Consider the following 19,210-nt stretch of genomic DNA (forward strand, 5'->3'; position numbering starts at 1 on the left):
AAAACGCCATCTTTCCCGGTTTCAGAGGCCTGTGGCGCCGACCGTTAGTCGGCAAATGGACTCTTTGGTTAAATGATGGCGTACTGATAGCTTCTGCTTTTGCAGAACCCGGTCTAGAGTGAAGGCTTAGTATTTGTCCGGTTTTCACGAGAAACCGGCCTGACGTCCCGCATAAGAGAAGCAGCATGGAATGCGCGCAACCCACGCCAGCTGAAGGCAGTTCAATTCTTTTAATCGTCGATGATTACCCTGAAAACCTGATCAGCATGCGCGCGTTGTTGCAGCGCCAGGACTGGCAGGTCATGACCGCCGCCTCGGGCTTCGAGGCGCTCAGTCTGTTACTCGAACACGATGTCGACCTGGTGCTGCTGGATGTGCAGATGCCGGGCATGGACGGTTTTGAAGTGGCACGCCTGATGCGCGGCAGCCAACGAACCTGCCTCACGCCGATCATTTTTCTTACCGCCAACGAACAGTCCCAGGACGCCGTGATCAAGGGCTATGCCTGCGGCGCGGTGGATTACCTGTTCAAACCGTTCGATCCACAAATTCTCAAGCCCAAAGTCCAGGCGCTGCTCGAGCATCAGCGCAATCGCCGTGCGTTGCAGCGCCTGAGCCACGATCTGGAGGTCGCACGCGCGTTTAATGCCTCGGTGCTCGACAATGCCGCCGAAGGCATCCTGGTGGTCGGTGAGGACGGTCTGATCCGCTTTGCCAATCCGGCGATGTCGCGGCTGCTCAATGCCACGGTGCAAGACCTGCAAGGCAAAGAGTTCCTGGATTTCCTGCAAAATCCGCACATCCCGATCTGGGCCGACTCCGAGTTGTTCGCCGGTTACAAACGCGGCGAAACCTTGCGCCTGCACGATGCATTGCTGCGTACGGCGCCCGGCCAGCAGGTGCCCGTGGCGCTGTCCTGCGCACCGTTGCCCAGCGAACAACATGCGATGGTGGTGACGGTGCTGGACATGTCGGTGGTGCGCCATCTGCATCAGCAACTGGAGTTCCAGGCCGTCACTGATCCATTGACCGGGCTGCTCAATCGTCGCGGCTTTTACCAGACGGCAGAAAACCTGCTGTTGCGTGGCGACCGCTCAGACAGCGCCTGGGTGCTGCTGTATCTGGACCTCGACGGCTTCAAACGGGTCAACGATTCCCTTGGTCACGATGCCGGCGACCGGGTGCTGCGGTGGGTGTCCGAGCAGTTGAAGGCCTGTCTGCGGCCCTTCGACATTCTGGCGCGCATGGGCGGTGATGAGTTCACCGCTTTGCTGGATCTGGAATTCCCTGAGCAAGCGGCAAAGATTGCCGAGAAGCTGATTGAGCGGGTGTCGATTTGTCAGCAGATCGATGGTCTGGATATCGCGTTGGGCGCCAGCATCGGCATTGCGACGTACCCGGATTGCGGTTCCAATCTTGACGGTTTGTTGCGCGCATCTGACATCGCCATGTACGAAGCCAAGCGCGCCGGCCGTCAGCAATATCGTTTCTACGATCACGAAATGAACGGCCGGGCACGCTCGCGGCTGATGCTCGAAGAAAGTGTGCGCGCGGCAATCGAGAACCGTGAATTCAATTTGGTATATCAACCTCAGGTGGCCATTGCCAGTGGGCAGATTCGCGGGTTCGAAGCGCTGATTCGCTGGCAGCACCCGAGCGTCGGCGATGTACCGCCGGGGCTGTTTTTGCCATTGCTGGAAGAGGCGCGGTTGATCAGTCGCCTGGGCAGCTGGATCTATCAACAAGGGGCGAGCCAGCGAAAGGCCTGGGAAACCTTGTTTGCCAACGACCTGGTGCTGGGCGTCAGTTTGAGCAGTACGCAGTTCGGCATGCCCAATCTGGTCACTGAGTTGCGCCAGGTATTGGAGCGCCATGGTTTGCAGGCGCGCCATCTGGAAGTCGAGGTCACTGAAGAGGCCTTGATGCAAAACCCCGAGGAAACCCGCAAACAGCTGCGCCTGCTGCGTAACCTGGGTGTGCGAGTGGCCCTGGATGACTTCGGTTCCGGGCCGTGTTCGCTGTCTCATCTGCGCGATCTGGAATTGGACACGCTCAAGTTCGACCGGCATTTGATTGGCCGGCTTCTGGAGTCCTCACGCGATGCGGCGCTGGTGCGCAATGTGATCGAGTTGTGCAAGGAGTTCGGGATGCTGGTGATTGCCGAGGGGGTGGAAACCGTTGCGCAATTTCGGTGGCTGCAAGCCAATGGTTGCGAGTACGTGCAAGGGTTTCTGGTCGCACGGCCGATGATGGCCGAGGACGTCGGCGACTTTGTGCGGTCGTTCGACTGGAACACGCTGACCGGCTGAATTCGCTACACTGGCGACCTTTTCGTGAATCGTGTTGCCGCCCCAATGACCGCGTTGAAATACCTCCAGGCCTATCCTGCAGCACTGCAGGACCAAGTGCGCCAGCTGATCGCCGACGGTCGGCTGGGCGACTACCTGAGCCAGCGTTACCCGGAAAAACACCGGGTACAGAGCGACAAGGCGTTGTACACCTATACGCTGGACCTCAAGCAGGAATACCTGCGCAACGCCCCGGCCATCGATAAGGTGTTGTTCGACAACCGTCTGGACCTGACCCACCGCGCCCTCGGATTGCACACCGCGATATCCCGGGTGCAGGGCGGCAAGCTCAAGGCCAAGAAAGAAATTCGTGTAGCTTCATTGTTCAAGGAAGCACCTGCCGAGTTTCTGAAAATGATCGTGGTGCATGAACTGGCGCACTTCAAAGAGTCGGATCACAACAAGGCGTTCTACAAGCTTTGCGAACACATGTTGCCGGGGTATCACCAGGTGGAGTTCGATGTGCGGGTGTACCTGACGTGGCGGGATATGCAATAGAGATCAAAATATCGCAACCGGGAGTGTTTAGATGGATGTAAGCAAGACCAAGAGCAGCTTCTATCGTCGGTTGTACGTGGCGTACCTGATTGATAGCGGGTTGGCCAGTAGCGTCCCGGCGCTGACCGAAGTGACCGGCATGCCCCGGCGCACGGCTCAGGACACCATCGCGGCATTGGCGGATCTGGACATTGTTTGCGAGTTCGAGCAGGAAGACGGTGCGCGCAATCATGCCGGGCGTTATCGGATTCGCGAGTGGGGGGCGATTGATCGGGGGTGGATCGAGCGTAATTTGCGGCAGATTAAAGCGGTGCTTGAGTACCCCTGAACTTCTGCGGTGAACCGGCTGACGCCTTCGCGAGCCAGCCCGCTCCCACATTAGATCTCCAGTGGATATGGACTTTGTGCACGACGCAGATCAATTGTGGGAGCGGGCTTGCTCGCGAAGAGGCCCTCAGGAACGACGCATCCCGATATGAGGAATGCCATCCTCCACGAACTCCTCGCCCGCCACCACAAATCCATATTTAGCGTAATACCCCTGCAAATGCGCCTGGGCCGAGAGATAGATCGGTACTTCAGGCCAGCGCTTTTCAGCCTGCTTCAACGCCTGTGCCATCAGCTCATGCCCAAGCCCTGTACCGCGCGCTTGAGGGGCAATGATTACCCGCCCGATGACCACGTCGCCACCCTGTAACTCCGGGTCGAGCAACCGCAGGTACGCCACCAGCCGATCCCCGTCCCAAGCCATTAAATGGCAGGTGTCACCTTCCAGATCCTGGCCGTCGACGTCCTGATAGACGCATTTCTGCTCAACGACAAACACCTCTGCACGTAGCTGCAGAATGGCGTACAGCTGCTCTTTGCCCAGATCGCTGTGGTGTTTGCAGACCCAATCGATTGTCATCTTCACACTCCTTGAACATCGTCGCTGCGATACTAAGCGCCCAGGCGAAAGATGTCTTTATGGCAGAGAAATCTGTGACAAAGGCCAAAATGCCATCATTCATTTCGCGCGGCCTTGTCTTGTTTGTGTAATCTGAGGTGAAGCGCTGTGCAGTGGCTTCGATGAGTTAATGTTAGTACTTGGGTTTGGCAGTACGGGGGCCTTGAAGTTTTGGCTGAAAACACGTCGGGCGTCCCGCCCGCTAAGGATTTTCTAGCATGCCGCGATTGCATCGAGCCTTTGCTTTGATTGGATTGCTGTTGCTGACTCAAGGCGCAGCAGCGGAAAAGCTGCGATTGGTCGCCGATGCCTGGCCACCCTTTACCGATGCCACGCTGGCCAACGGTGGGTTGGCCACGGACATCGTCAGCACAGCGCTGGCCCGGGCCGGTTATGCCAGTGAGTTTGAACAAGTGCCTTGGGCGCGGGCCTTGCTGGGGGTTGGCGAGGGTCGATACGACGTGTTGGTCAACGCCTGGTACACCGACGATCGTACGAAACTTGGCCAGTTTTCCGGCGAATACCTGCTCAACCGTGTGCGCTTTCTCAAGCGTAAAGACACACCGATCGAATACAACAACCTGCAACAACTGCACACCTACCCGATAGCGGTGGTGCGCGGTTATGCCTATTCGTCGGCGTTCGATGACGACGTGTCGCTGCAGAAAGTCCCGGTGCACAGCTTCTCCATGGCGGTGCGCATGGTCGCCGCCGACCGGGTCAAATTGACGCTGGAAGACGAATACGTCGCGCGTTACTACCTGGCCCGGGAATCATCCAAGGTGCGCAATGCCGTGGAGTTTTTGCCCCAGCCATTGAGCGAGAACAGCCTGCACATCCTGGTCAGCCTGAAGAACCCCCGGCATGAACAGATCGTCGCCGGTTTCGACCGCGAGATCGCGGCGATGAAAGTGGATGGGAGTTATCAGCGGTTGATGGAACAGCATGGGATGTAAGGTGTGGCTGATGACCTCATCGCGAGCAAGCTCGCTCCCACAGGATTTAGGTAATCCCTGTGGGAGCGAGCTTGCTCGCGATGAGGCCCGCTCAGCCACCGCAGATCTCAATCCTCACTCGTTTCTTTGATGAGGTGCGCCGCCAACGTCCGCAATGGCCCAAGCTGACGGCAGATCAACGCCAACTGCGTCTGCACCAGCCGTTGGCCTTCATCGATTTCGTCCGGCATCTGTTCAAGCGTATTGGCCAGTGCCTCTTCCTCATCGCTCTGAATCGCAATCGGCAGTTTGCTCGCCAACCCTTGGGCAATTTCATCGATGCTGGCGGCCAGTCTCACGCCGGCACCGTCGATCAAATGCTCGCGCACGTAGGGCGGTAGCTGGGTTTCCCGGTGTGCGCCCAGTCCGGACAAATAACTGAGCAAGGTGTGCGACAGCACCAGGAAGCGGAACCCGACATCCGCCTCCTTACGGAAATGCCCCGGCTCCATCAGCATGTTGGCGAGCGTCGTCGACAGTGCCGCGTCGGCGTTGTGCGCATTGCGTCGGGCCAGGCGATACGCCAGGTCGTCGCTTTTGCCGACGGCGTATTGCTGCATGATCTGGCGCAGGTAAATGCTGTTGCAGGTCAGGGTGTTGGCCAGCACTTTGTTCAGGCGTCGGCCCTGCCAGTCCGGCAGGAACAGGAACACCGCCAACCCGGCGATCAGGCTGCCGAGCAAGGTATCGAACAACCGCGGCAGGAACAGCCCGTAACCATCCCCGACCTGGTTGAAGCAGAACAGCACCATCAAGGTGATCGCGGCCGTCGCCAAGGTGTAGCGGGTGGTGCGGTTGATAAAGAACACCACCCCGGCGGCGATCGCAAAGCACGATTGGATCAAGGGATTCGGAAACAGATCGAACAACGCCCAGGCAAGGGTGAGGCCGATGGCGGTGCCGATGATTCGTTGGCCGAGTTTGCGGCGGGTGGCGCCGTAGTTTGGCTGGCAGACAAACAGCGTGGTGAGGATGATCCAGTAACCCTGAGACGGGTGGATCAAATGCACCATCCCGTAGCCGATGCTCAAGGCCAGGGGCAAACGCAGTGCGTGACGGAACAGCAATGAAGTCGGTGTCAGCTGCGTGCGTAACCGAATCCACACATCTTTGAGGCTACGCGGCGAACGGTCGAGCAGGCTGCTGTCGGTGGCATCGGCCAAGGCGTCGGGATTGCTGGCGTCGCTGAGCAAACGATCGAGCGTGCCGAGGTTGGCCGCCAGTGCCCGCAACGACCGCAACAGTCCGCGCCACGCCGGGTTGCTCTGAACGCGCAAATGTTCGAGAGAGGCGTGCAGGTCGCTCAGGGCTTCGGCGAAGCTGGCGTCATAGATGAACGGCTGGCGCATCTGGATCGACTCGGCCAGCGCCCGGCAGGCCTTGCCTTGCTGGCGCAGCAGGCGCTGGCAGCGGAACATCACGTCGCTGTGAAAGAAGGCATCGGCCAAGGCGTTGTAAGGGTAGTGCGAGGAACTGGCGCGCTCGTGGATGTCCTGAGCGAGGAAGTACAGCTTCAGGTAACGGCTGAGTTTCGAGCCCGGTCGACCGTTGCCGACCCGGTGCAGGATGATTTCTTTGGCGGCGTTCAGTGCTGCCACGACACGGCCGTTTTGCTGCGCCAGTTCCAGTCGACGCGCTTCCACGTCCATCTGCCGGATCGGCTCGAACAGCGAGGACTTCAGCTTCAGGTAGTAACCCAACTCACGGAACAACCGCGCCAGGCTTTGCTGCACCGGCTGATTGGAAAACATCGCCTGCCACAGCACCGAGAGCAAACCGTACCAGGCTGCACCGGCCACCAGCAGCACCGGCTCGTGCCAGAAATCGGTGACTGCGCCGCCGCGCTGGTCCACGCCGATCATGGTATAGACCGACAGGATCAGCGTCGCGGAGGCAATCGCGCCATAGCGTTCACCCAAGGCGCCGAGCATGGTCAGGCCGAAACTGGCCAGGGCCAGGGCGATGATAAAAATAACGGGGTAGGGGAAGAGCAATTCGACGGAGAGGGCGGCGACGCTGAAGCACACCAGCGTCACGGCCAGTGCGTTAAGGCGGCCTTGCCAACTGTCGTCGGTCTCGGCCAGGGCGCTGGCGATGATCCCGAGGAACAGCGGGATCAGCAGCCCCATTTCATCCTTGTACCAACACAGCGCCATGCTGCCGGTCAGGGCGATGAACACTCGCACGCTGTAGCTGAATTTATCCAGCGCCCAGAGGCGACGCAGAGACTGACTAAACGGGGTCGATGACATGAAGTGCGAGGGCCTTCCGAGGCAATGACGCTAAATTGAGCCAGTAATGACGCCGACGCAATGGCGCCGATCACATCTGACAGCAAAATCTGTTCCTTCCCTGTTCTTACACTGCAACGCAATCCCTGTAGGAGCTGCCGCAGGCTGCGATCTTTTGATCTTGATCCTGGAAAAACAAGATCAAAAGATCGCAGCCTCGTTTCACTCGGCAGCTCCTACAGGGATTGCGTTTGGGGGATTAGACGTATTGCGCGGCGGCGTAGCCGGAGGCCCACGCCCACTGGAAGTTGAAACCGCCCAGATGCCCGGTGACGTCGAGCACTTCGCCGATGAAATACAAGCCAGGGCTTTTCAGCGATTCCATGGTCTTGGACGACACCTCGTTGGTATCGACGCCGCCCAGGGTCACTTCAGCGGTGCGATAACCTTCAGTGCCGGCCGGAACCACTTTCCAACTCGCCAGTTTTTCGGCGATGTCGGCAATTTCTGCATGGGTGTACTGCTTCATCGGTTTGGAGGCGAACCAGTTATCCGCCAGCAGGTTGGCCATCTTCTTGGTGAAGATTTCCCCCAGCAGGGTTTTCAGCTCGCTGTTCGGGCGTTCGGCTTGCTGCTGTTGCAGCCAGCTCGGTACGTCGTGGTCCGGCATCAGGTTGATTTCTACCGTGTCGCCGGATTCCCAGAACGATGAAATCTGCAAAATCGCCGGACCGCTGAGGCCGCGGTGGGTGAACAGGATGTTCTCGCGGAAACTCTGCTCATTGCAGCTCACCAGGCAATCCACCGACGTACCGGACAGTTCGGTGCAAAGCTCCTTGAGCTGATCGGTGATGGTGAACGGCACCAGCCCGGCGCGGGTCGGCAGCAAGTCGTGGCCGAACTGCTTGGCCACCTGATAGCCGAAACCGGTGGCACCCAGCGTCGGGATCGACAAGCCGCCAGTGGCGATCACTAACGATTCGCAGGTGATCTGATCGAGGGTGGTTTGCAACAGGTAGCCGCTTTCCATTTTCTCGATGTGCTGGATCGAGGTGTCCAGGTGCAGGCTGACGCCGACCTGATCGCACTCGTTGAGCAGCATGTCGAGAATGTCGCTGGATTTGTTATCGCAGAACAACTGGCCGAGTTTTTTCTCGTGGTACGGCACGCCGTGTTTGGCGACCATGCCGATGAAATCCCACTGGGTGTAGCGGGCCAGGGCGGATTTGCAGAAGTGTTCGTTCTGCGAGAGAAAATTGCTCGGTTCGGTGTACATGTTGGTGAAATTGCAGCGGCCACCGCCCGACATCAGGATTTTCTTGCCGGCCTTGTTGGCATGGTCGAGCAACATCACCTTGCGCCCGCGCCCGGCGGCAGTCAGCGCACACATCAAACCTGCGGCGCCAGCGCCAATGATCACGACTTCGGTAGAGCGCAAAACGGTGTCCTCTTGATCTGTCACCACAAAACTAACTGTGGGAGCGGGCTTGCTCGCGAAAGCGGTGTGTCAGCCAACATCAATGGCGACTGACAGATTGCATTCGCGAGCAAGCCCGCTCCCACAGGGGATCTTCGTTGGGTCGAAGAATCCTTACAAAATCCGCACGCGCAGCGAACGGCCTTTGATCTTGCCGTCATTCAGACGCTGCAACGCTTGCTTGGCGATCCCGCGTTCCACCGCCACATAGGCCTGGAAGTCGAAAATCGCGATCTTGCCAACCTGAGCGCCGGGAATGCCAGCATCACCGGTCAATGCGCCAAGAATGTCGCCCGGACGAACCTTGTCTTTACGGCCAGCGCCGATGACCAGCGTACTCATCACCGGCAGCAGCGGAGCGCCGCCCTGGGATTTGAGGTTGTCCAGCTGATCCCAGCTCAACGGCGAGTTCTGCAGTTGCTCGATGGCTTGGGCGCGGTGGGCTTCGGACGGTGCGACCAGGCTGATCGCAATACCTTTCTCACCAGCGCGGCCCGTACGGCCAACACGGTGGATGTGGATTTCCGAATCACGGGCCAGTTCGACGTTGATCACCATGTCCAGCGCATCGATGTCCAGACCGCGAGCGGCGACGTCAGTGGCGACCAGCACCGAGGTGCTGCGGTTGGCGAACATGGCCAGCACCTGGTCACGGTCACGCTGTTCCAGATCGCCATGCAGGCCGACGGCGGAGATGCCTTTGGAGGTCAGGTGATCGACGGTTTCCTGAACCTGCTGCTTGGTGAAGCAGAAGGCGACACAGGATGCCGGACGATGATGCGCTAGGACTTTGACCACGGCGTCCATGCGCTCTTCCGGGGAAATCTCGTAGAAACGCTGCTCGATCTGCGTGTCGTCGTGGAACGCCTCGGCCTTCACGATCTGAGGGTTGCGCATGAACTTCGCGGCCAACTGCTTGATGCCCGTCGGGTACGTGGCGGAGAACAGCAGGGTCTGGCGACGCTCCGGGCACTGGGCGATGATTTCTTCGATGGAGTCGTAGAAACCCATGTCGAGCATGCGGTCGGCTTCGTCGAGGATCAGCGTGTTCAGGCCATGGAGCACCAGCGAACCTTTGCGCAAATGCTGCTGAAGGCGGCCCGGGGTGCCGACGATGATGTGCGCGCCGTGCTCCAGAGAGCCGATCTGTGGGCCGAAGGACACGCCGCCGCACAGGGTCAGGATCTTGATGTTGTCTTCGGCGCGGGCCAGACGACGGAGTTCCTTGGCTACCTGGTCGGCCAGTTCGCGAGTCGGGCAGATGACCAGCGCCTGGCAACCGAAGAAGCGCGGATTGATCGGGTTCAGCAGGCCGATACCGAAGGCGGCGGTCTTGCCGCTGCCGGTCTTGGCCTGGGCGATCAGGTCCATCCCCTTGAGGATCACCGGCAAGCTTTGCGCCTGGATCGGCGTCATCTGGGCATAACCGAGGGAGTCGAGGTTAGCCAGCATGGCGGCGGACAGCGGCAAAGTATTAAAAGCGGTGGCGATGGTGGTCACGGGACTGGCCTGCAAAACAAAATGTCGCGCAGTGTACCAGTCTCGCTCTCTTCACCTGCAAATTCTGGACGAATAGTCGTAGCAGCTGCCGAGGCACGAGGCTGCGTCGGGCTGCGAAGCGGCCCCCGAGGGCGGTCCTGCGGACACGCAACGCAGCCTCGTGCCTCGGCAGCTGCTACAGATCAGTGCTCTATATCGTGCTCGCGGCTGACCATCCGTCGGCCATCCTTTGGTGAAAGCTGGGAGAAGATCGTCGCAGCCAGCATCGCCATGATTCCGACCGTTACAAAGGTCAGCTGGAACGCGCCCAGCACCGTGTCCACACCGTCGTTGCCGATCTCTGCGGTAAAGCCGCCGAGCAAGGCGCCGGCGCAGGCAACCCCGAGGCTCAGGGACAATTGCGCGACCACCGACAGTAGGCTGTTGCCGCTGCTGGCGCTGGCGTCGTCGAGGTCGATCAGGGTTACGGTGTTCATGGCGGTGAACTGCAGCGAGTTGATCGCCCCCAGAATCGATAGCATCACCAACAGCAACCAGTACGGCGTTTGTGCGCCGACCAGCCCCATGCTCGCCAGCATCAACCCCAGCGCCAACGTGTTGCCGGTCAGCACGATGCGATAGCCCAAGCGTTCGATCAGCGGTCGCGCCACCGACTTGGCAACCATCGCTGCCGCCGCCAGCGGCAGCATGCTCATCCCGGCCTGGGACGGCGAGTAACCCAGCGCCACTTGCAGCAGCAACGGCACGAGAAACGGCAGGGCGCCGCTGCCCAGTCGGGCGAACAGGTTGCCGAGGATGCCCACGGCAAACGTCCGGGTCTTGAACAGTGACGGCGCGAACAACGGGTTTTCGATGTGCCCGGCCCGCAACCAATACGCCGCCAGACACGCCATGCCGCCGAACAGCAGCAACATCACGCGCAAGTGCGGCAGGTGCAGTTCGCCGAGGCCTTCCATGGCGATGGTGATCAGCACCATCGCCGCACCAAACAGCAAAAAGCCCAGGCTATCGAAGCGGGTGCGTTCAGTGCCGCGCAGGTCGGGGATGAATTTCCACACGGCGTAGCAACCGACAGCGCCGACCGGCAGGTTGATCAGGAAGATCCAGTGCCAGGTCAGGTATTCCACCATCCAGCCGCCCATGGTCGGGCCGATCAACGGGCCGAGCAGGCCGGGAATGGTGATGAAGCCCATGATCCGCACCAGATCCGAGCGCGGGTAGGCACGCAGCACCACCAACCGCCCGACCGGCAACATCAGCGCGCCGCCCAGGCCCTGAATCACCCGTGCGCCAATCAGCATGCTCAGGGTGCTCGACAGTGCGCAGAGCAACGAGCCGAGGCTGAACAGCAGAATCGCGCCGAAGAAGATTTTCCTAGTGCCGAAACGGTCGGCGATCCAGCCTGAGGCAGGGATCAGCAAGGCGACGGTGAGCATGTAGGCGATGATCACGCCCTGCATGCGCAGCGGGTCTTCGGCCAAGTCGCGGGCCATGGCGGGCAGGGCGGTGTTGAGGATGGTCCCGTCGAGGGATTGCATGAAGAACGCGATGGCGACGACCCACGGCACCCAGCGGGCGGTGACAGCGTCGAGAGGCGGGCGGTTGGGCATGGGACCTCTTGTGGGTTGAAGTTAATGCAAAATCACTGTGTCTCACGGTCCATGTGGGAGCGGCGGTGCGGCGATCCGACTTGCTCGCGAAGAGGTCATCACATCCAACATCAATGTTGACGGATCCATCGCTTTCGCGAGCAAGCCCGCTCCCACAGGGCCTTCTGTGTACCGTGGGATTGTGCTTACAGGGTCAGGGTCAATCGGCTCACGAGCGCCCCCGGCAACAACGCCGAGGCCGTGGCCCGCTGGCTGTAGGTGCTGGCCGACAACATCAGCTCACGCTCCTCGGTCAAAGCCTCCAGCTGCGAACCCAACAAACTGTAAGCACTGTCATCGAACCGCATGGTGCTCACCGGCGCCTGAATCTCGCCGTTCTCGACCCAGAAGGTCGCAAACCGCGTCATGCCGGTCAGGCGTGCCGCCGGCTGATCGGAGTAGTTCAGGTACCACAGGTTGCTGATGTACAAGCCAGTGCCCAGTTGCTTGAGAATCTCTGCGTCAGGCAACGTGCCGGCGGCCATGTTCACTGCGCTTGGCATTTCACCGCCGCTGGCGCCGTTGGCGGTCAGGCCGTACTCGGCCGCACTGCGTGAACTGACCATCTGCGCGCCGGCCTTGCCGTTGACGATCAACCCCAGATCGCTGCGCGGATAACCTTCGCCGGAGAATGCCGGGCTCAACGAACCGCTGACCTTTTCATCGACCGATACCAACGGGCTGAACGCACTGTCGCCCGCGTAAAGCTTCTGCAACGGACTGTTTTTGCTGGCAATCGACTGCGCCGAGAAGCCGCCCCAGCCCAGCATGTCCATGATTTCTCCCAGGGCTGCCGGCGCCAGATAGGCGCGGTACTGACCCGGCGCCAGGGTGTGTTGCGGTCTGCCGAGAAACGCCAACTGCTCGCGTGCTTGCGCAAAGCGCTTGGCAAACCCTTCGCTGTTCCAGTCGTGCCCGGCGTAACTGGCTTTCACCGCCTGGCCGTTGTCATGGAACAGGCTGAAGTCGAAGTTGAAGCTGTTGGCCTGGTGCCAACCGAACGCACCCGAAGAACTGGCGAAACCGCGACTGATCGGGCCGGCGGCGTAGAAGCCGACCAGATCCAGCCCTTTGGCGGCCTGGGTGATTTCAGCGACCACTTGCTCGGTGTCCGGCAGCGGGTGATCCTGAACGTTCTTGCTCTGCCAGCCGTTGTGGTTGAGCAACAGGTACGGATCCTGCGGCAGCAGCGGCAAGGTTTCGCGCAACTGTTGCAGACCTTCGGCCAGACGCTGCACATCGACTGCGGCATCACCGGAAAGCGTGATGTTCAAGTCGGCGTGGCGCCCCTCGTTGATCAGTTTGAAACCGACGCTCGCCTGCTGCACCTGGCCCGCCTGACGAACCTTGGCGTGGTTGAAGCGCACGAAGGCCGAGGATTCGGCGGCGTAACTTAGAGTGAATTGCTCCGGCTCGCGAATCGCATCGCGCAGCCAATTGACCAAGGCCTTGAACGCATCGGCCTGACTTTTCGACGTGCTCATCAGGCATCCCCCCCAAACACATCAACGTTGCTGAACACGCAGGCCGGCGACGCATGGCCGACGCGGATCACCTGGTTCGGTTCGCCCTTGCCGCAGTTCGGTGTGCCCAGGACCTTGACGGAGTTGGCATCGCCAACGGCGCTGAGGCTTTTCCAGAACTGAGCGGAAATCGCCCGGTAGTTGGGGTTCTTCACCACGCCTTTGAGTTCGCCGTTTTCGATCAACTGAGCCCATTCGCAGCCGAACTGGAATTTGTTGCGCGCATCGTCGATGGACCACGATCGATTGGTCGACATCATGACGCCGTGTTCGATGTTGCCGATCAGTTGCTCCAGCGGTTGATCGCCGGGCTCGATGTTCAGGTTGGCCATGCGGTCGATTGGCGGGCGGTTCCAGCCGCAAGCGCGGCTGTTGGCGACGCCTTCCATGCCGGCACGGAATTGCGACAGCGCGCCGCCCAGTGGACGCAGCAGCAAACCTTCCTTGATCAAAAATTGCTTGCTGGCAGCCGTGCCGTCGTCGTCATGGCCGTAACTGGCGAGTTGTTCGGGAATGTCCGGGTCGAAGGTCACGTTCAGCAGTTTGGAGCCGTATTGCAGGCTGCCGAAGTCTTCTGCCTTGACGAAGCTGGTGCCGGCGTAATTGCGTTCGTCGCCGAGGATGCGGTCCAGCTCCAACGGGTGACCGATGGATTCGTGGATCTGCAGCATCATTTGGTCCGGCATCAACAACAGGTCGCGCGGGCCTTGCGGGGTGTTCGGCGCCAGCAGCAATTGCAGCGCCTGATCGGCGACTGTCGGGCCTGCACCGACCAGGCCGCAGCGGCTGATCACATCAAAGCCGCCTTGTTGGCCGAAATTTTCGCGGCCCAGGGTACGGGTCTGGCTGTCGTTGCCGTCGTAGGCGGTGACTTGCAGGCTCGGGTAGACGAACCGCTGGGCCTGGCGCAGTTCGGCGCCGGCGCTGTTGAGGTAGATCTGTTCGACATTGGTGATGCCGATGCTCACTTCCCAGTTCACCAGTCGCTCATCCTTGGGCACGGCGGCGGATTCGGCACCGAGCAGTTGGTAGCAATCGCTCAGGGACGGGAAGGGCTGGTCGAGGTTCGGCGAAAAGTAGTCGGCGCGGTCGCTGGAGACGGCTTGCTCGCGCAGGTCGAGCAGAGCGTGGGGCTTGAGTCGGCGGGCTTGTTGCTCGGCTCGCTCCAGCGCGGCTTGCAGGCCGGATTGGGAAAGGTCGTTGGTCGCGGCGTAGGCTTCGACGCCGTTGACCCGAACGGTCAGCATCGCGCCTTCGTCACGGCTCAGGCTGGGAGGTTCAGCGACATTCTTGCGCACCGACAGGTACTGACCGGACTCGCGCACATAACGCAGCGAAAAGAATTCAGCGCCCGTGCGCAAGGCAGCGAAGCGCTGCTTGAGCTGGGGGTGGAAATCGAACATTCGGGAACCTCCTTGGTATGGAGTGGCGGTGTATCGATGTTGCGAGGGGGTGAAACGTTTGCGTGGCGCTAGATTAGGCCTGCGCGGGGGGTAGGATCAAGCTTGGAGAGGCGTAGGAAAAGATTACCCGAGGTGGGTCAGAGGGAGATGTGGTGTCTGGCCGGGCCTCTTCGCGAGCAAGCCCGCCCCCACATTTGATCTCGGGTGTTCACAAATTTTGTGTTCACTGGAGATCTCCTGTGGGAGCGGGCTTGCTCGCGAAGGGCGCACCGCGGTGTAACTGTCTTACTGCGCGGTAGGACTCACATCACGCAACGGCTTGCCACGCACTGGCGCATCGCCGGCCACGAAGTAGGCGGCCTTGCTACGCGGCAATGGCTTGCGGCCACGGATCTTGTCGGCGATTTTCTCGGCGATCATGATCGTCGGCGCATTCAGGTTGCCGGTGGTGATGATCGGCATGATCGAGGCATCGACCACACGCAGGCTCTGCATGCCGTGCACACGACCTTCAGCGTCAACCACCGCCATTTCGTCGGTGCCCATCTTGCACGAGCAGGACGGGTGGAACGCGGTTTCGGCGTGTTCGCGGATGAACTGGTCGAGCTGTTCATCGGTTTGCACGTCGATGCCCGGGCTGATTTCGCGGCCACGGAACGCGTCCAGTGCAGGCTGTTGCATGATTTCACGGGTCAGGCGGATGCCGTCACGGAATTCCTGCCAGTCCTGCTCGGTGGCCATGTAGTTGAACAGGATGCTCGGGTACTCGCGCGGATCCTTGGACTTGGCCTGAATGCGACCACGGCTCGGCGAACGCATGGAACCCATGTGCGCCTGGAAACCGTGCTCTTTCACACCGTTGCTGCCGTTGTAGTTAATTGCGACCGGCAGGAAGTGGTACTGGATGTTCGGCCAATCGAATTCTGGACGGGTACGGATGAAACCGCCGGCTTCGAACTGGTTGCTGGCGCCGATACCGGTGCCGTTGAACAGCCACTCGGCTCCGATGGCCGGCTGGTTGTACCAGAGCAGCGACGGGTACAGCGAGACCGGTTGGGTGCACGCGTATTGCAGGTACAGCTCGAGGTGATCCTGCAGGTTTTCACCCACGCCCGGCAGGTCGTGGACCACCGGGATGTCGAGTTTTTTCAGCAGCTCGGCCGGGCCGACGCCGGAACGCTGCAGAATCTGCGGCGAAGCGATGGCGCCGGAGCACAGCAGCACTTCTTTGCGGGCGCGGGCTTCAACGCGCTCTTCAGCGGCGCCGATCAAGTAACGCACGCCGACCGCACGCTTGCCTTCGAACAGAATCTTGTCGGTCAGGGCGTGGGTGACGATGGTCAGGGTCGAGCGCTTCTTGGCGATGTCCAGGTAACCGCGAGCGGTGCTGGCGCGACGGCCGTTCGGCGTCACGGTGCGGTCCATCGGACCGAAACCTTCCTGCTGGTAACCGTTGAGGTCTTCGGTGCGCGGGTAACCGGCTTGCACGCCGGCTTCAACCATCGCGTGGAACAGCGGGTTGTTGCCGGCTTTCGGCGTGGTCACGCTGACCGGACCTTCGCCACCGTGGTAGTCGTTCGCGCCGATGTCACGGGTTTCAGCCTTGCGGAAATACGGCAGGCAGTTCAGGTAATCCCAGTCTTCAAGACCTGGCAGTTTGGCCCAGTTGTCGTAGTCCATCGCGTTGCCGCGGATGTAGCACATGCCGTTGATCAGCGAAGAACCACCCAGGCCCTTGCCGCGACCGCATTCCATCCGGCGACCGTCCATGTGTGGTTCTGGATCGGTTTCGTAGCCCCAGTTGTAGCGACGACCTTGCAGCGGGAACGCCAAAGCAGCCGGCATTTGCGTGCGGAAGTCTAAACGGTAGTCCGGGCCGCCTGCTTCGAGCAGCAGGACGGTGACGCCTTCGTCTTCAGTCAGACGGGTCGCCAGGGTGTTACCGGCCGAGCCGGCACCGATGATGATGTAATCGAATTCTTGGGACATTGAATGCACCCTCTTTGAAGTTGGTCAGGTCGCCTGTAGCAGCTGCCGAGGCACGAGGCTGCGTTGGGTCGCGCAGCGACCCTCTGAGGGCGGTCCTGCGGACACGCAACGCAGCCTCGTGCCTCGACAGCTGCTACCGGGTATTCAGCCGGGGCTTAGAAAACCGAGGCGTAATCGCCCAGTTCGACCTGTACCGATTTGATGCGTGTGAAGTTGTTCAGCGAGCTGATGCCGTTTTCACGGCCCACGCCCGACTGCTTGTAGCCGCCAACCGGCATCTTGGCGTCGGACTCGCCCCAGGCGTTGATCCAGCAGATACCGGCTTCCAGTTGATGAATCACGCGGTGAGCGCGGTTCAGGTCCTTGGTGACGACGCCAGCGGCGAGGCCGAAGTCGGTGTCGTTGGCACGACGGATCACTTCTTCTTCGGTTTCGTAGGTCAGGATGCTCATCACCGGGCCAAAGATTTCTTCGCGAACGATGGTCATCTCGTCGGTGCAGTCGGTGAACACGGTCGGTGCCACGAACGCGCCTTTGGCGAATTCGCCTTCGGTCAGACGGCTGCCGCCGCACAGCACGCGAGCGCCTTCTTCCTTACCTTTGGCGATGTAACCCAGCACACTTTCCATGTGGGCGAAGCTGACCAGCGGGCCGAAGTTGGTGTTCTCGTCTTCCGGGTTGCCAACGCGGATGCGGGCAACGCGCTCAACGATCTTGGCTTCGAACGCGGCTTTCAGGTGGCTCGGCACGAACACGCGAGTGCCGTTGGTGCAGACCTGACCGGAGCTGTAGAAGTTGGCCATCATGGCGGTGTCGGCGGCGCGATCGAGGTCGGCGTCGTCGAAGATGATCAGCGGGGATTTGCCGCCCAGTTCCATGGTCACGTCTTTCAGCGACGAAGCGGAAGCGCTGGCCATGACCTTCTTGCCGGTGTCGGTGCCGCCGGTGAAGGAGATTTTTTCGATGCGTGGGTGCTCGGTCAACCAAGTGCCGACTTCACGGCCGCTGCCGGTCAGCACGTTGAACACGCCAGCCGGAACGCCGGCTTCGGTGTAGATCTCGGCCAGTTTCAGCGTGGTCAGGGAAGTGACTTCGCTTGGCTTGAAGATCATCGCGTTACCGGCCGCCAGGGCTGGTGCGGATTTCCACAGGGCGATCTGGATTGGGTAGTTCCACGCGCCGATACCGGCCACGACGCCCAGCGGCTCGCGACGGGTGTAGACGAACGACGTGGTGCGCAGCGGGATCTGCTCGCCTTCGATGGCCGGCACCAGACCTGCGTAGTACTCCAGCACGTCAGCGCCGGTGACGATGTCGACGTACTTGGTTTCGGAGAACGACTTACCGGTGTCCAGGGTTTCCAGAGCAGCCAGTTCATCGTTGCGCTCGCGCAGGATGTCGACGGCACGACGCAGGATGCGCGAACGCTCCATGGCGGTCATCGCAGCCCAGATTTTCTGGCCCTTTTCGGCGCTGACGACGGCGCGCTCAACGTCTGACTGGGTCGCACGTTGTACGGTTGCGAGGACTTCACCGTTAGCCGGGTTGATGGCTTCGAAAGTGGCGTCGCTGCTGGCGTCACTGTAGCCGCCATCGATGTAGAGTTTTTGCAGTTCGAAACGGGCCATATAGTCCTCGCAAGAGCATAAGTTGGTTGGCGGTAACCACTGGGCGTGCCTTATAGCTTGGGCAACGCTGGTCAGTGGCGGTTCAGGTGCTGAGCGGTTCTGTGTGCTCTAACTCACCTGCTTGGCCAGTTGGAAATCCATGTATTCGTAAGCGATCTGGTGCGCCTGCTCGGTGTCGAAAGCATCTCCCGACAACGCGCCGCGCAACCACAAACCGTCGATGAGGGCTGCCAGGCCCCGGGCTGCACTGCGCGCGGTATCGAGCGGCAATACACGGCGGAACTGGCAGCACAGGTTGGAATACAGACGGTGATCGTTGATCCGCTGCAACCTGTGCAAAGACGGGTGGTGCATGCTGGTGGCCCAGAAGGCCAGCCAGGTTTTCATTGCCGGGCCATTGACCTGGCTGGCGTCGAAGTTGCCTTCGATAATCACCTGGAGGTGGGCCCGCGGGCTGCTGTCCTCCAGCGCCTGACGGCGCGCGGTGACGTTCTCGCTGAGGACGCTCATCAGATACTGCGCCGTGGCAGCGATCAGGCCGTTCTTGTCCTGAAAGTAATGACTGATGATGCCATTCGAGACACCGGCCAAACGGGCGATCAGCGCAATGCTGGCGTCCCCCATTCCGACCTGATCTACCGCCTGCAATGTGGCTTCGATCAACTGCTGGCGGCGGATGGGTTGCATACCGACCTTGGGCATCTTGCACATCTCCTTAGGCCTTCCGGCGGACGTAAAACGTCTATCGGATTGAAGGCCAGTCTATTTTGTTTTGATTGAACGTTCAATCAACAAAGAATAAGATCTGCGACAATTCGTCGCTGCCTACAGGTTTTTCCTACATGTAGTTGGCGGAAAAACGACATCCGAAACGCTCGAAACCCACGCGCTATGGCGCTCCCGGGTTTCGGGCTTTTTTCGGGGTGTCTTTATATCACCCGCTGGTCGGCTGCCAACTAACCGATTGGTCGGGTAACGCGTTGCCTTGTGTTCTTCTCTCGCACTGCCTGGAGCATCTGTGCC

Annotated in this window: 14 protein-coding genes; 4 read left to right on the forward strand and 10 right to left on the reverse strand. The window is 60.4% G+C overall.

The features are described 5' to 3' along the window. Window positions 1-185: 185 nt before the first annotated feature. From CUN63_RS14775 to CUN63_RS14785, 3 genes are read left to right on the forward strand one after another with little or no spacing between them, the layout of a single operon-like run. A complete protein-coding gene (locus CUN63_RS14775) occupies window positions 186-2,309 on the forward strand; it encodes a bifunctional diguanylate cyclase/phosphodiesterase (RefSeq protein ID WP_129440444.1) in 2,124 nt (707 codons plus the stop codon). Window positions 2,310-2,354: 45 nt separating this feature from the next. Then, the gene (locus CUN63_RS14780; protein WP_033060381.1) at window positions 2,355-2,846 is read left to right on the forward strand and encodes a M48 family metallopeptidase; all 492 of its coding nucleotides are present in this window, start codon (window positions 2,355-2,357) and stop codon (window positions 2,844-2,846) included. A 31-nt stretch (window positions 2,847-2,877) separates the two neighbouring features. After that, window positions 2,878-3,174 carry a helix-turn-helix domain-containing protein gene (locus CUN63_RS14785; RefSeq protein ID WP_123369167.1) on the forward strand — a complete coding sequence of 99 codons (297 nt, stop codon included), beginning with the start codon at window positions 2,878-2,880 and terminating at the stop codon, window positions 3,172-3,174. Between the two features lie 126 nt (window positions 3,175-3,300). Here the strand turns inward: CUN63_RS14785 and CUN63_RS14790 are convergent, their stop codons facing one another. Then, on the reverse strand, window positions 3,301-3,753 hold the full coding sequence (locus CUN63_RS14790) for a GNAT family N-acetyltransferase (RefSeq protein ID WP_129440446.1): 453 nt from the start codon (window positions 3,751-3,753) through the stop codon (window positions 3,301-3,303). Between the two features lie 257 nt (window positions 3,754-4,010). On the opposite strand from CUN63_RS14790, the gene CUN63_RS14795 reads away from it, so the two are divergent. Beyond that, window positions 4,011-4,748, forward strand: a complete 738-nt coding sequence (locus CUN63_RS14795; protein ID WP_129440449.1) for an ABC transporter substrate-binding protein — start codon at window positions 4,011-4,013, stop codon at window positions 4,746-4,748. A gap of 107 nt (window positions 4,749-4,855) precedes the next feature. Here CUN63_RS14795 and yccS read toward each other — a convergent pair whose 3' ends face one another. The 9 genes from yccS to betI form a co-directional block, all read right to left on the reverse strand. Next, window positions 4,856-7,039 carry a YccS family putative transporter gene (gene yccS, locus CUN63_RS14800; protein ID WP_129440451.1) on the reverse strand — a complete coding sequence of 728 codons (2,184 nt, stop codon included), beginning with the start codon at window positions 7,037-7,039 and terminating at the stop codon, window positions 4,856-4,858. A 238-nt stretch (window positions 7,040-7,277) separates the two neighbouring features. After that, window positions 7,278-8,456, reverse strand: a complete 1,179-nt coding sequence (locus CUN63_RS14805; protein WP_129440453.1) for an NAD(P)/FAD-dependent oxidoreductase — start codon at window positions 8,454-8,456, stop codon at window positions 7,278-7,280. A gap of 153 nt (window positions 8,457-8,609) precedes the next feature. Next, window positions 8,610-9,995 carry an ATP-dependent RNA helicase DbpA gene (gene dbpA, locus CUN63_RS14810; protein WP_129440455.1) on the reverse strand — a complete coding sequence of 462 codons (1,386 nt, stop codon included), beginning with the start codon at window positions 9,993-9,995 and terminating at the stop codon, window positions 8,610-8,612. 182 nt (window positions 9,996-10,177) lie between these two features. After that, window positions 10,178-11,605 carry a multidrug transporter subunit MdtD gene (gene mdtD, locus CUN63_RS14815; protein WP_129440457.1) on the reverse strand — a complete coding sequence of 476 codons (1,428 nt, stop codon included), beginning with the start codon at window positions 11,603-11,605 and terminating at the stop codon, window positions 10,178-10,180. 185 nt (window positions 11,606-11,790) lie between these two features. After that, complete coding sequence (locus CUN63_RS14820) at window positions 11,791-13,128, reverse strand: TldD/PmbA family protein (protein WP_129440459.1); 1,338 nt, start codon at window positions 13,126-13,128, stop codon at window positions 11,791-11,793. Next, the gene (locus CUN63_RS14825; protein WP_129440460.1) at window positions 13,128-14,570 is read right to left on the reverse strand and encodes a TldD/PmbA family protein; all 1,443 of its coding nucleotides are present in this window, start codon (window positions 14,568-14,570) and stop codon (window positions 13,128-13,130) included. Before CUN63_RS14825 ends, CUN63_RS14820 begins: the two co-directional genes overlap by 1 nt. A 285-nt stretch (window positions 14,571-14,855) precedes the next feature. Continuing rightward, window positions 14,856-16,559 (reverse strand): choline dehydrogenase, encoded by a 1,704-nt coding sequence (gene betA, locus CUN63_RS14830; RefSeq protein ID WP_129440462.1) that lies wholly within the window; start codon window positions 16,557-16,559, stop codon window positions 14,856-14,858. A 155-nt stretch (window positions 16,560-16,714) separates the two neighbouring features. Next, window positions 16,715-18,187, reverse strand: coding sequence for a betaine-aldehyde dehydrogenase (gene betB / locus CUN63_RS14835; protein ID WP_129440464.1), 1,473 nt, complete (start codon window positions 18,185-18,187; stop codon window positions 16,715-16,717). 108 nt (window positions 18,188-18,295) lie between these two features. Then, a complete protein-coding gene (betI, locus tag CUN63_RS14840; RefSeq protein ID WP_129440466.1) occupies window positions 18,296-18,889 on the reverse strand; it encodes a transcriptional regulator BetI in 594 nt (197 codons plus the stop codon). Between the last annotated feature and the right edge of the window lie 321 nt (window positions 18,890-19,210).

This window comes from Pseudomonas sp. ACM7 (genome assembly GCF_004136015.1).
Classification (GTDB): domain Bacteria; phylum Pseudomonadota; class Gammaproteobacteria; order Pseudomonadales; family Pseudomonadaceae; genus Aquipseudomonas; species Aquipseudomonas frigoris.

Excerpts from the sequence above, each read along its gene's own strand:
- CUN63_RS14795 (WP_129440449.1), top strand. The coding sequence starts at position 4,011 with ATGCCGCGATTGCATCGAGCCTTTGCTTTGATTGGATTGCTGTTGCTG.
- mdtD (WP_129440457.1), bottom strand. The coding sequence starts at position 11,605 with ATGCCCAACCGCCCGCCTCTCGACGCTGTCACCGCCCGCTGGGTGCCG.
- betB (WP_129440464.1), bottom strand. The coding sequence starts at position 18,187 with ATGGCCCGTTTCGAACTGCAAAAACTCTACATCGATGGCGGCTACAGT.
- betA (WP_129440462.1), bottom strand. The coding sequence starts at position 16,559 with ATGTCCCAAGAATTCGATTACATCATCATCGGTGCCGGCTCGGCCGGT.
- CUN63_RS14820 (WP_129440459.1), bottom strand. The coding sequence starts at position 13,128 with ATGAGCACGTCGAAAAGTCAGGCCGATGCGTTCAAGGCCTTGGTCAAT.
- CUN63_RS14825 (WP_129440460.1), bottom strand. The coding sequence starts at position 14,570 with ATGTTCGATTTCCACCCCCAGCTCAAGCAGCGCTTCGCTGCCTTGCGC.
- yccS (WP_129440451.1), bottom strand. The coding sequence starts at position 7,039 with ATGTCATCGACCCCGTTTAGTCAGTCTCTGCGTCGCCTCTGGGCGCTG.
- betI (WP_129440466.1), bottom strand. The coding sequence starts at position 18,889 with ATGCCCAAGGTCGGTATGCAACCCATCCGCCGCCAGCAGTTGATCGAA.
- CUN63_RS14790 (WP_129440446.1), bottom strand. The coding sequence starts at position 3,753 with ATGACAATCGATTGGGTCTGCAAACACCACAGCGATCTGGGCAAAGAG.
- CUN63_RS14780 (WP_033060381.1), top strand. The coding sequence starts at position 2,355 with ATGACCGCGTTGAAATACCTCCAGGCCTATCCTGCAGCACTGCAGGAC.
- CUN63_RS14785 (WP_123369167.1), top strand. The coding sequence starts at position 2,878 with ATGGATGTAAGCAAGACCAAGAGCAGCTTCTATCGTCGGTTGTACGTG.
- CUN63_RS14775 (WP_129440444.1), top strand. The coding sequence starts at position 186 with ATGGAATGCGCGCAACCCACGCCAGCTGAAGGCAGTTCAATTCTTTTA.